Genomic DNA, 12,212 nt, shown 5'->3' with positions numbered 1-12,212 from the left:
GATAGATAATGAGTAGCGTAGATATTCATGTACCCGATCTGCCAGAATCCGTTGCCGACGCCACGGTTGCTACCTGGCATAAAAAACCCGGTGATAGCGTTGAACGTGACGACGTGCTGGTTGAGATCGAGACTGATAAAGTGGTGCTGGAAGTCCCGGCCTCAGAAGCGGGCATTTTAGATGCGGTGTTGGAAGAAGAAGGCGCAACGGTGACGTCTCGACAGTTACTGGGACGTATTCGTCGTGGTGATAGCTCCGGTCAAGAAACCAGTGAGAAATCACAGAGTAAAGAATCTACACCGGCGCAACGTTATACCGCCGGTCTGGAAGAAGAGAGCAGCGACGCACTCAGTCCGGCGATTCGTCGACTGATTGCCGAGCACGATCTGGATGCGTCAGCGATCAAAGGCAGTGGGGTCGGTGGGCGTATTACTCGTGAAGACGTGGACAAACATTTAGCCGCGCATAAAAAGGCGGCTGGTGAGTCAAGTACATCTGAAGAATCCGTAGCGACGCCTGCCCCCGCGTTGGGCGCGCGTAGTGAAAAACGCGTTCCGATGACGCGGTTACGTAAGCGCGTCGCCGAACGTTTGCTGGAAGCGAAAAATAGCACGGCGATGTTGACGACGTTCAACGAAGTCAACATGAAACCCATTATGGATTTGCGCAAACAATATGGTGAAGCCTTTGAAAAGCGTCATGGCGTGCGCCTGGGTTTCATGTCTTTCTATATTAAAGCCGTCGTCGAAGCGCTGAAACGTTACCCTGAAGTGAATGCGTCTATTGATGGCGAAGACGTGGTTTATCACAACTATTTCGATGTCAGTATTGCGGTCTCCACCCCGCGTGGTTTGGTTACCCCGGTATTGCGCGATGTGGACGCGCTAGGCATGGCTGACATCGAAAAGCGCATCAAAGAACTGGCCGTGAAAGGCCGCGATGGCAAACTGACGGTCGAAGAACTGCTGGGCGGCAACTTTACGATCACCAACGGGGGCGTTTTTGGCTCGCTGATGTCAACGCCAATCATCAATCCGCCTCAAAGTGCGATCTTGGGAATGCATGCAATTAAAGATCGCCCTATGGCAGTAGATGGCCAGGTCGTTATCCTGCCGATGATGTATCTGGCGCTGTCTTACGACCACCGTCTGGTCGACGGTCGTGAGTCTGTCGGCTTTCTGGTGACGGTGAAAGACATGCTGGAAGATCCGGCGCGTCTATTGTTAGACGTGTAATCGAACAGTGATTTTGGGCGGGCATCCTAATGGTTTTCCGCTCAATTAATCCTCCAAACGTATGCTATGCAGGCCGCGCTGTCTCGGCGGCATTTGCCATATATCAGATGGTTAATGGTTTTTTCCACCAGAAGATTGGGGGAAAGGCAAACCGGCCGTTGGCTAATCTTTACACCTAAATGGATAAACATCATGAATTTACATGAATATCAGGCAAAACAGCTCTTTGCTCGATATGGGTTACCGGCACCGATCGGTTATGCCTGTAGCACGCCGCGAGAAGCGGAAGAGGCGGCGTCCAAAATTGGCGCAGGCCCGTGGGTCGTAAAATGTCAGGTTCACGCCGGTGGTCGCGGTAAAGCGGGTGGCGTAAAAGTGGTCAGCAACAAAGAAGACATTCGTGCCTTTGCTGAAAACTGGTTGGGTAAAAATCTCGTTACTTATCAAACGGACGCCCAGGGGCAACCGGTTCATCAGATCCTGGTTGAAGCCGCTACGGATATTGACAAAGAACTTTATCTGGGCGCGGTGGTTGATCGCAGTACGCGCCGAGTCGTGTTCATGGCCTCTACCGAAGGTGGCGTGGAAATTGAAAAAGTCGCGGCAGAGACGCCAGAGTTGATCCACAAAGCGGCGATTGATCCCCTGGTCGGCCCGCAGCCTTACCAAGGCCGGGAGCTAGCCTTCAAACTGGGCTTGAGCGGGAAACAGGTCGCCCAGTTCAGTAAAATTTTCATGGGACTGGCGACATTGTTCCTTGAGCGCGATCTGGCGCTGGTAGAAATTAACCCACTGGTTATCACAACGCAGGGCGACCTGGTGTGTCTGGACGGTAAGCTGAGCGCGGATGGCAATGCGCTGTTCCGCCAACCTGAATTGCGTGAGATGTGCGACCCAACGCAGGAAGATCCCCGAGAAGCGCATGCGGCCCAATGGGAACTAAATTATGTCGCATTGGACGGCAATATCGGCTGTATGGTGAATGGCGCGGGTCTGGCAATGGGCACGATGGACATCGTGAAGTTGTACGGCGGCTCTCCAGCCAACTTTCTTGATGTGGGCGGTGGCGCGACGAAAGAACGCGTGACGGAAGCCTTCAAAATCATTCTGTCTGATGACAAAGTAAAAGCTGTTTTCGTTAACATTTTTGGCGGTATCGTGCGTTGTGATCTGATCGCCGACGGTATCATCGGAGCGGTGGCCGAAGTCGGCGTCAATGTACCTGTGGTAGTCCGCCTGGAAGGAAATAATGCAGAACTGGGCGCCAAGAAATTGGCGGATAGTGGCCTGAATATTATTGCTGCTACCAGCCTGACCGATGCCGCTCAGCGAGTGGTTGCCGCAGTGGAGGGAAAATAATGTCCATTCTGATCAATAAAAATACCAAAGTTATCTGTCAGGGGTTTACCGGTAGTCAGGGGACATTTCACTCAGAGCAAGCGCTGGCGTATGGTACGCAACTTGTGGGGGGCGTAACGCCGGGAAAAGGTGGTACGCAACATCTGGGGTTACCGGTATTTAATACGGTGCGCGAGGCAGTAGAAGTAACGGGCGCGACGGCATCCGTTATCTACGTGCCGGCACCGTTCTGTAAAGACTCCATTTTGGAGGCCATAGACGCCGGCATTGAATTGATCATCTGTATTACCGAGGGCATCCCGACGTTGGATATGTTGACGGTGAAGGTAAAACTTGAACAAAGTGGCGTGCGGATGATCGGCCCGAATTGCCCAGGCGTAATCACGCCGGGCGAATGTAAGATCGGGATTATGCCTGGCCATATTCACCTGCCAGGTAATGTGGGAATTGTTTCTCGTTCAGGTACGCTAACTTACGAAGCCGTAAAGCAAACCACTGATGCCGGGCTAGGGCAATCCAGTTGCGTTGGTATCGGCGGAGACCCGATTCCTGGGGCTAATTTCATCGATATCCTTAGATTGTTTGAAGACGATCCACAGACGGAAGCCATCGTTATGATCGGCGAAATTGGTGGCACGGCGGAAGAAGAAGCGGCTGCGTACATAAAAGATCACGTGACGAAGCCCGTTGTTGGCTACATTGCAGGAGTGACTGCGCCTAAAGGTAAACGTATGGGGCACGCTGGCGCAATTATCGCTGGAGGCAAAGGGACTGCTGACGATAAATTTGCGGCATTAGAAGCGGCAGGCGTTAAAACCGTGCGTAGCCTAGCGGATATCGGCGATGCGGTAAAAGCAGCCTTGGCGAAATAATCGACTATTGCCGTACGCACATTAGCCACCCTTGGGTGGCTTTTTTTATAGTCTGTCAGTCATGATGTGAGTGCGATGACTGAGCGAAGTGCAATGGTGTGGGCATGACCAAGCCTGATAAAGTCGTAAAATACGATAAACTAAACAGAAAAAACAATAATCAACTGGTTGGCGATCGTGTGTAAACAATGAAATTTCAAAGTAAAAAATATATTACCGAATTAATTTTAATTAAACGCAAAAATCACACTATATTAACAATGGGTGCAATAAAAATATTAATGTAACGCTTCTATCACGAAGGAAACATTAAATTGTTTTAGATCAAAAAACGCCTCTGGATATAATTTTCGAAATAGGCTTAAATTGCGCGAGGTCAATTATCGGCTTCCATGTCCTCTGGCGCGAAAGTTGATATGAAGCCAAAAACCTAGTCCAGGTCACGTAAAAACCTATTTATTGTGGGGGATTGCAGGCGTAATATGTGGCTACCCTCTAATGAGGTACGTGAGTTGTAATACTTGTGATTTATCTTGAGCTTGCTATCAGGGTGCAGCAATGTCATAGCCCTGATCCGCAGTATTTGTAATGTTTGTTACAGCCGATGTTAAAGCAATTTCTGTTGTGTTCTTTTGGGTGTAATGGCCGGATGTTTGGCAGCTTGTCAGCGTTTGCAAGCTAATCCCTTCCTGCGAGGAGCAAGGAGTCAAAATGTTTGATGTAGTCGAACTGTCTCGTTTACAGTTTGCCTTAACCGCAATGTACCATTTTCTATTCGTGCCATTAACGCTGGGGATGGCGTTTCTGCTGGCGATTATGGAAACGGTATATGTGCTGTCCGGCAAACAAATCTATAAAGATATGACCAAATTCTGGGGTAAGTTATTTGCGATTAACTTTGCTCTGGGTGTGGCTACCGGGTTGACCATGGAGTTTCAATTCGGGACCAACTGGTCGTATTTCTCTCACTACGTCGGGGATATTTTCGGGGCGCCGTTGGCGATTGAAGGCCTGATGGCGTTCTTCCTGGAATCGACCTTTGTTGGCTTATTCTTCTTCGGTTGGGACCGTTTAGGAAAAGTGCAGCACATGGCCGTCACCTGGCTGGTTGCGCTGGGCTCCAATTTCTCGGCGTTGTGGATTTTGGTTGCCAATGGTTGGATGCAAAACCCTATCGCATCGGATTTCAATTTTGAAACTATGCGTATGGAAATGGTGAGCTTTGCCGATTTGGTGCTTAACCCGGTAGCGCAGGTGAAATTTGTTCACACGGTGGCGGCGGGTTACTGTACTGGTGCAATGTTTATTCTGGGCATTAGTTCATACTATCTGCTGAAAGGTCGCGATATTGCCTTTGCCAAGCGCTCATTTGCTATTGCGGCAAGCTTCGGCATGGCAGCGGTTCTGTCCGTTATCGTACTGGGTGATGAATCCGGATATGAAATGGGTGACGTACAGAAGACCAAACTCGCGGCAATTGAAGCCGAATGGGAAACGCAGCCCGCGCCGGCATCGTTCACTCTATTTGGTATCCCGAATCAAGACACGATGGAGAATAACTACGCTATTAAGATCCCGTATGCCTTGGGACTGATTGCGACGCGTTCTACCGATAAAGAAGTCACGGGCCTCAAAGAACTCATGGCGATGCATGAAGTCCGCATTCGCAATGGGATGAAAGCCTACCAACTGTTGGAAGAATTACGTTCAGGCAATACTGACCCGGCAGTGAAAGCGGCATTCGAACAGTCTAAGCAGGATCTTGGGTATGGGTTACTACTGAAACGTTATACGCAGACGGTGTCTGATGCCTCAGAAACTCAGATCAAACAAGCGGTTAAAGATTCTATCCCCCGCGTTGCGCCGCTCTATTTCTCGTTCCGTATCATGGTAGGTTGCGGCATGCTGATGCTGCTGATCATCGGGCTGTCTTTCTGGACTGTCTTGCGTGGAAAAATTGGCCAAAAACGCTGGTTACACCGCGTCGCCCTATACGGTATTCCGCTACCGTGGATTGCCATTGAAGCGGGTTGGTTTGTGGCGGAGTACGGCCGTCAACCGTGGGCCATCGGCGAAATTCTGCCAACGGCGGTTGCAACTTCATCCCTGACAGCAGGGGATATTCTGTTCTCAATGGCGCTGATCTGTGGTCTGTATACGCTCTTCCTGGTGGCAGAAACGTATCTGATGTTCAAATATGCGCGTTTGGGGCCAAGTAGTCTAAAAACTGGCCGCTACCATTTTGAACAACCTATCGCGGTTGCGCAGGAAGCACGGTAAACAGGAGTCCACTATGTTTGAATATGAAGTATTACGGTTTATCTGGTGGCTGTTGATCGGCATTCTGCTGATTGGCTTCGCCATCACTGATGGTTTTGATATGGGCGTGGGCATTCTGGTGCGTCTAATTGGACGTGGTGATACCGAGCGTCGTGTTATGATTAACAGCATTGCGCCTCATTGGGACGGGAACCAGGTCTGGTTGATTACAGCAGGTGGCGCATTATTTGCTGCCTGGCCAATGGTTTACGCCGCGGCTTTTTCCGGTTTCTATATCGCCATGATCCTGGTGCTGGCTTCGCTGTTCTTCCGTCCTGTCGGCTTCGACTATCGTTCAAAAATTGAAGATCCGCGCTGGCGTGGCATGTGGGACTGGGGCATCTTCATTGGTAGCTTTGTCCCTCCAGTGGTTATTGGCGTAGCGTTTGGCAACCTGTTGCAGGGAGTGCCGTTCCATGTCGATGAATATCTACGCTTATACTACACCGGAAACTTCTTCCAACTGCTGAACCCGTTCGGCCTGTTGGCTGGAGTGGTGAGTTTAACGATGATTCTTACACAGGGCGCAACCTACCTGATGATGAGAACCACTGGCGATCTGCATGTGCGTGCAAAATCAGCCGCGCAACTGTCCGCGTTAGTGATGATGGTGGCATTTCTTCTGGCTGGCGTGTGGGTAGTTTATGGTATCGATGGTTACGTTGTGACGTCCGCGATCAATACCGCGGCTGAATCTAACCCATTGCATAAAGAAGTCGCTCACCAGGCAGGTGCCTGGCTGATCAACTTTAATAATCATCCGGTATTGTGGGCTATTCCTGCGCTTGGCGTCATATTGCCTGTGCTGACTATCCTGATGGCGCGGGCAGAGAAAGGGGCATGGGCATTTCTCTTCTCTTCTCTGACTATCGCCTGTGTGATTCTAACAGCCGGCATCGCCATGTTTCCGTTCATCATGCCATCGATCACCGTGCCGAATGTTAGTTTGACGATATGGGATGCGACATCGAGCCTGTTGACGTTGAAAGTCATGACCGTGGTGGCGATTATATTTGTGCCCATCGTGCTTTCTTACACGGCATGGTGTTACTACAAGATGTTTGGTCGCATCACCAAAGCGCAGATTGAGCAAAACTCTCACTCTATGTACTAAGTAAGGAGCTTAATTTATGTGGTATTTTGCCTGGATACTCGGAACGCTTCTTGCTTGCTCCCTGGGGATTATCACGGCCCTGGCGCTTGAGCAGAGTGAAGCAAGCAAAGCGGCTGAAGAAGATAAGCAATGAGCGATCTGGCTGATAAGCTTTATCGCCTGATGGACAAGAGCCCGTTGAGGGCTCTTTCCCTTATTCTAGCGCTACTGCTGGCCGGCTGTGTCTTTTGGGATCCGTCTCGTTTTGCTGCACGGACCAGTGAACTCGCGGTTTGGCAGAGCCTTTTGCTGATTTGGGCCGTCTGCGCGGGTGTGGTTCATGGCGTGGGTTTTCGGCCCCAACGTCTGCTATGGCGCTCTGTTTTCGCACCGTTTCCCGCCTTTGTGATGCTGTGCGCAGGATTGTATTATTTCTTCGGTTAAAATGGCCTTCTATTCCATCTGGTTATGGGTTGTTTACAACCCATAATTATTTTCTTTCTACTGACACAATCCATTCCAAACCTCATTTCTCTTGCGTATAGTAGCGGTGTTTCGTTGTATTTGTGGAATGTAGATAGAGTGAACAATTCTTTGTTTTGTTGGCCTGTGCGTGTCTATTATGAGGACACTGACGCTGGTGGCGTGGTCTATCACGCCCGCTATATCGCCTTCTATGAGCGAGCGCGGACAGAGATGTTACGCCAGCGTGGCTTTGATCAAAGCGCCCTGTTGGAACAACATATGGCATTCGTTGTACGCCATATGGCAGTTGATTATTTTTCTCCGGCACGCCTGGACGATTTACTCAACGTAGAGAGTGAAATCACAGTGGTACGCGGCGCTTCACTTACGTTTTCTCAGCGTATTCTTAATTCCCATGGCGATCTGTTAAGCCAGGCCGACGTATTGATCGCTTGTGTCGATCCACACCATATGAAGCCTATCGCGCTTCCTAAGTCTATTGTCGCGGAGTTTAAGCAGTGACTGACATGAACATTTTTGATTTGTTTCTGAAGGCAAGCCTTCTGGTAAAACTAATCATGCTGATTTTAATCTGTTTTTCAATTGCATCCTGGGCGATCATCATTCAACGAACCCGAATTCTAAATTCAGCCACGCGTGAGGCGGATGCATTTGAAGATAAATTCTGGTCAGGCATAGAACTTTCACGCTTGTATCAGGAAAGTCAAACGCGTCGTGATTCTTTGGCTGGATCGGAACAAATCTTCTATTCTGGCTTCAAAGAGTTTGCCCGTTTGCATCGTGCCAATAGCCATGCGCCGGAAGCTGTGGTGGAAGGCGCTTCGCGTGCTATGCGTATTTCTATGAATCGTGAATTGGAAATGCTTGAGACCCATATCCCGTTTTTAGGCACAGTCGGCTCTATTAGCCCTTATATCGGGTTATTTGGGACAGTGTGGGGGATCATGCACGCCTTCATTGCGCTAGGCGCGGTAAAGCAGGCCACGTTGCAAATGGTCGCACCGGGGATTGCCGAGGCGTTGATTGCGACGGCGATTGGTTTGTTTGCCGCTATTCCAGCGGTTATGGCGTATAACCGACTGAATCTGCGAGTGAATAAACTGGAGCAGCATTACGACAATTTTATGGAAGAATTCATCGCTATCCTGCATCGTCAGGCGTTCTCCAGTGACAATAGCAAGTAAGCGGGGGAGATCATGGCACGAGTACGTAGAGGCCGTCGCGAGCTGAAATCTGAGATCAATATCGTTCCGCTCTTGGACGTGCTGTTAGTCTTGTTGCTGATTTTTATGGCAACCGCTCCCATTATTACGCAGAGTGTCGAGGTGGATCTGCCGGATGCGACCGACTCAAAAACAGTTTCGAGCAATGATAATCCGCCCGTAATTGTCGAGGTTTCAGGTATAGGCCAATATAGCCTGGTTGTTGAACAAAACCGTATGGAGCAACTCCCTGCAGAGCAGGTAATTGCTGAGGCGCAATCACGATTGTCAGCCAATCCCAAAACGGTCTTTTTGATTGGTGGAGCAAAAGATGTTCCTTATGATGAGATCATTAAGGCGTTGAATCTATTGCACCAGGCTGGTGTAAAATCGGTTGGTTTGATGACACAGCCTATTTAAATGAATACGTCTCGGTCATGATCGTTGAGCCTATTTCTGGCAACACTGTTTTTGGGAATCGCTTGTGCTAAAGGCAAACGAACAAAACGATAAGCTGAAACGCGCCGTTATTATCTCGGTGGTTTTGCACGTCCTACTGATTGCTTTACTGCTTTGGAGTTCATCGACGCAAACGATGGATGCCAGCGGGGGCGGCGGAGGGTCGTCGATTGATGCTGTCATGGTCGATCCTAGCGCGGTGGTCGAGCAATATAATCGTCAACAGCAGCAGCAAACCGCTGCAAAACGAGCTGAACAATTGCGTCAAAAACAAGCGGAACGTCAGGCGGAAGAACTTCAGCAAAAACAAGCCGCTGAGCAACAACGCCTGAAGGCGTTGGAAAAGGAGCGTCTGCAAGCGCAGGAAGAAGCGAAAAAGCAAGCTCAGGAACAAGCAGAGCAGCGTAAGCAAGCTGAAGCGGCGGCTCAGCAGGCAAAGGAGCAACAGAAACAGGCCGAAGCGGCGGCGGCTAAAGCGAAGGCTGAAGCAGAACAGCAGGCGAAGGCCGCGGCAGAAGCCAAAAAGAAAGCAGAAGAGGAAGTGAAGAAGCAAGCTGCTGCGGCCGCGGCTGCCAAGAAGCAGGCGGAAGAGATTGCTAAGCAAAAAGCCGAGGCTGATGCGGCGAAAAAGGCAGCAGAAGCCGCGAAAGCGGAGGCGGCAAAAGCGGCAAAAGAGGCTGAACAAGCTAAACAAAAAGCGGCTGCTGAAGCAGCTAAGCAAAAGGCTGAAGCAGAAGCCGCGAAGAAAGCACAAGCCGCAGCGGCGGCTAAAAAAGCGGCTGAAGAGAAAAGGAAAGCCGCTGATGCCGCCGATCAGGCGAGTACGGTGGATGATTTGTTGGGCGGGTTGGCATCATCGAAAAATGCGCCGAAGTCTGGCGGCGGTGCGCCAGCAGGTGCAGGGAGTAATAAAAAGAGTGGCGCATCAGGGGCGGCGCTGGATAGCTATGGCAGTCAGATCCGATCTGCTATTCAGAGCAAGTTTTATGATTGGCAGCTTTACAAAGGGCGTACCTGCACATTACGGATTAAGCTAGCATCAGACGGGTTGTTGATTGACGTCACGGCTGAAGGCGGCGATCCGGCGTTATGTCAGGCGGCCATTGCGGCCGCTAAACAGGCCAGGATACCGAAGCCACCGAGTGCTGAGGTTTACGAGGCTTTCAAAAATGCGCCGATAGATTTTAAACCACAGTAACCGAGCTGTTTACCCAATGGCTTTAAGATTATTACGATGGTAAACGAGCCAGGTTATGTTGTTTCGTTGACGTTGGTTTGTTCTTGTTAAATGTCTGCTGATTTATCGTAGACGGCGCGTCTGGATATGGGAGATGAGATGAAGCAAGTACTAAAAGTTGCATTAAGCTTTTTGATGCTTTGGGCAGCGGCGCTGCACGCGGAAGTCCGTATAGAGATTACCCAGGGGGTAGACTCTGCACGCCCCATCGGAGTGGTTCCTTTTAAATGGGCGGGAGCGGGTGCAGCGCCTGAAGACATCGGCGGTATCGTCGGTGCTGATTTGCGTAATAGCGGTAAGTTCAATCCCATTGATGCCAGTCGCATGCCACAGCAACCCGCTACAGCATCTGAAGTGACGCCTGCTGCATGGACGGCGCTGGGGATTGATGCGGTGGTGGTTGGTCAGGTTCAACCCAGCGCCGATGGTAGCTACTTGGTTTCTTACCAACTCGTTGATACATCGGGTAGCCCAGGAAGCGTTCTGTCTCAGAACCAGTTTAAAGTCACTAAGCAATGGTTGCGCTATGCCGCGCATACGGCCAGTGATGAGGTATTTGAAAAGCTAACAGGCATTAAGGGGGCCTTCCGTACTCGAATCGCTTACGTTGTCCAGACTAACGGTGGCCAATTCCCTTATGAATTACGTGTAGCAGACTATGACGGTTTTAACCAATTTGTGGTGCATCGTTCACCACAGCCGCTAATGTCTCCGGCCTGGTCTCCTGACGGTAGTAAACTCGCCTATGTTACCTTCGAAAGCGGTCGTTCGGCGCTGGTTATTCAGACGCTGGCAAATGGCGCGATTCGTCAGGTTGCCTCCTTCCCACGGCACAATGGCGCGCCTGCGTTTTCTCCTGATGGCAGCAAACTCGCGTTTGCGCTGTCTAAAACCGGCAGCCTAAATTTGTACGTTATGGATATTGCTTCTGGTCAGATTCGTCAGGTAACCGATGGTCGTAGCAACAACACTGAACCGAGTTGGTTCCCCGATAGCCAGACGCTGTCCTACACCTCAGACCAGGCGGGGCGTCCTCAGGTTTATAAAATCAATGTTAATGGCGGCGCTCCACAGCGCTTGACCTGGGAAGGCTCCCAGAATCAGGATGCTGAAGTGAGTGCTGACGGGAAGTTTTTGGTCATGGTGAGCTCTAATGGTGGTGCTCAGCATATTGCCAAATTGGATCTGGTAACGGGGGCCGTACAAGTATTGACGGGCACGTTCCTGGACGAAACGCCAAGTATCGCACCGAATGGCACGATGGTAATCTATAGCTCTAAACAAGGGCTGGGATCTGTGCTACAGCTGGTTTCGACCGATGGGCGTTTCAAAGCGCGTCTTCCGGCAACTGATGGACAGGTTAAATTCCCTGCCTGGTCGCCGTATCTATAAGTACAGATATGTACAATAAACTCGTCAAAGGACATAAGAAATGCAATTCAATAAAGTGCTGAAAGGCCTGATGTTGGCTCTGCCGGTACTGGCAGTGGCCGCTTGTAGCTCTAACAAGAATGCGGACAATGATCAATCTTCCATGGGGGCTGGCAGCAATGGCATGATGGACGGTGGCAATGCGTCATCTTCTGAGCAGGCACGTTTGCAGGTGCAAGAACTACAGCGCAACAATATCGTTTACTTCGGCCTCGATAAGTACGATGTTAGCTCTGAGTTCGCTCAGATGCTGGATGCGCACGCTGCATTCCTGCGTAGCAACCCGTCTTACAAAGTGACCATTGAAGGTCATGCGGATGAACGCGGTACGCCGGAGTACAACATTGCCTTGGGTGAACGTCGCGCGAATGCGGTACAGATGTATCTGCAGGGCAAAGGCGTGTCTTCCGATCAGATCTCTATCGTTTCTTACGGTAAAGAGAAACCCGCCGTTCTCGGCCATGACGAAGCGGCTTATGCCAAAAACCGTCGTGCCGTCTTGGTATATTAAGAGAATCG

General features: G+C 50.4%; 13 protein-coding genes. All 13 read left to right on the top strand.

Features of this window, described 5'->3' with window-relative positions:
• The first annotated feature begins 8 nt into the window (after positions 1-8).
• The 13 genes from odhB to pal all read left to right on the top strand — a co-directional run bounded on the left by odhB (position 9) and on the right by pal (position 12,204).
• Positions 9-1,235: a 2-oxoglutarate dehydrogenase complex dihydrolipoyllysine-residue succinyltransferase gene (gene odhB, locus RFN81_RS12370; RefSeq protein ID WP_264496129.1), complete on the top strand. Its 1,227-nt coding sequence runs from the start codon at positions 9-11 to the stop codon at positions 1,233-1,235.
• Between the two features lie 192 nt (positions 1,236-1,427).
• Positions 1,428-2,594 (top strand): ADP-forming succinate--CoA ligase subunit beta, encoded by a 1,167-nt coding sequence (gene sucC / locus RFN81_RS12365; protein WP_264496128.1) that lies wholly within the window; start codon positions 1,428-1,430, stop codon positions 2,592-2,594.
• Positions 2,594-3,466 (top strand): succinate--CoA ligase subunit alpha, encoded by an 873-nt coding sequence (sucD, locus tag RFN81_RS12360; protein WP_264496127.1) that lies wholly within the window; start codon positions 2,594-2,596, stop codon positions 3,464-3,466. The genes sucC and sucD overlap by 1 nt, the downstream gene beginning before the upstream one ends.
• Before the next feature lie 711 nt (positions 3,467-4,177).
• Positions 4,178-5,746 carry a cytochrome ubiquinol oxidase subunit I gene (gene cydA / locus RFN81_RS12355; protein WP_264496126.1) on the top strand — a complete coding sequence of 523 codons (1,569 nt, stop codon included), beginning with the start codon at positions 4,178-4,180 and terminating at the stop codon, positions 5,744-5,746.
• Between the two features lie 13 nt (positions 5,747-5,759).
• The gene (cydB, locus tag RFN81_RS12350; protein WP_264496125.1) at positions 5,760-6,899 is read left to right on the top strand and encodes a cytochrome d ubiquinol oxidase subunit II; all 1,140 of its coding nucleotides are present in this window, start codon (positions 5,760-5,762) and stop codon (positions 6,897-6,899) included.
• A gap of 16 nt (positions 6,900-6,915) precedes the next feature.
• Positions 6,916-7,032, top strand: a complete 117-nt coding sequence (cydX, locus tag RFN81_RS12345; protein ID WP_015839522.1) for a cytochrome bd-I oxidase subunit CydX — start codon at positions 6,916-6,918, stop codon at positions 7,030-7,032.
• Positions 7,029-7,322, top strand: a complete 294-nt coding sequence (ybgE, locus tag RFN81_RS12340) for a cyd operon protein YbgE (RefSeq protein WP_264496124.1) — start codon at positions 7,029-7,031, stop codon at positions 7,320-7,322. Before cydX ends, ybgE begins: the two co-directional genes overlap by 4 nt.
• A 138-nt stretch (positions 7,323-7,460) precedes the next feature.
• The gene (gene ybgC / locus RFN81_RS12335; protein ID WP_264496123.1) at positions 7,461-7,865 is read left to right on the top strand and encodes a tol-pal system-associated acyl-CoA thioesterase; all 405 of its coding nucleotides are present in this window, start codon (positions 7,461-7,463) and stop codon (positions 7,863-7,865) included.
• Entirely contained in the window at positions 7,862-8,548 is a 687-nt protein-coding gene (gene tolQ / locus RFN81_RS12330; protein ID WP_264496122.1) for a Tol-Pal system protein TolQ, read from the top strand. The genes ybgC and tolQ overlap by 4 nt, the downstream gene beginning before the upstream one ends.
• A 12-nt stretch (positions 8,549-8,560) precedes the next feature.
• The gene (tolR, locus tag RFN81_RS12325; protein WP_264496121.1) at positions 8,561-8,986 is read left to right on the top strand and encodes a colicin uptake protein TolR; all 426 of its coding nucleotides are present in this window, start codon (positions 8,561-8,563) and stop codon (positions 8,984-8,986) included.
• 64 nt (positions 8,987-9,050) lie between these two features.
• Positions 9,051-10,223 (top strand): cell envelope integrity protein TolA, encoded by a 1,173-nt coding sequence (gene tolA / locus RFN81_RS12320; RefSeq protein WP_264496120.1) that lies wholly within the window; start codon positions 9,051-9,053, stop codon positions 10,221-10,223.
• A gap of 138 nt (positions 10,224-10,361) precedes the next feature.
• The gene (gene tolB, locus RFN81_RS12315) at positions 10,362-11,654 is read left to right on the top strand and encodes a Tol-Pal system beta propeller repeat protein TolB (protein WP_264496119.1); all 1,293 of its coding nucleotides are present in this window, start codon (positions 10,362-10,364) and stop codon (positions 11,652-11,654) included.
• 40 nt (positions 11,655-11,694) lie between these two features.
• Positions 11,695-12,204, top strand: a complete 510-nt coding sequence (gene pal, locus RFN81_RS12310; protein ID WP_264496118.1) for a peptidoglycan-associated lipoprotein Pal — start codon at positions 11,695-11,697, stop codon at positions 12,202-12,204.
• The last annotated feature ends 8 nt before the right edge of the window (positions 12,205-12,212 follow it).

The organism is Pectobacterium cacticida, assembly GCF_036885195.1.
GTDB classification, from domain to species: Bacteria; Pseudomonadota; Gammaproteobacteria; order Enterobacterales; family Enterobacteriaceae; genus Pectobacterium; species Pectobacterium cacticida.
This window is presented reverse-complemented; position numbering and strand designations above follow the sequence as displayed.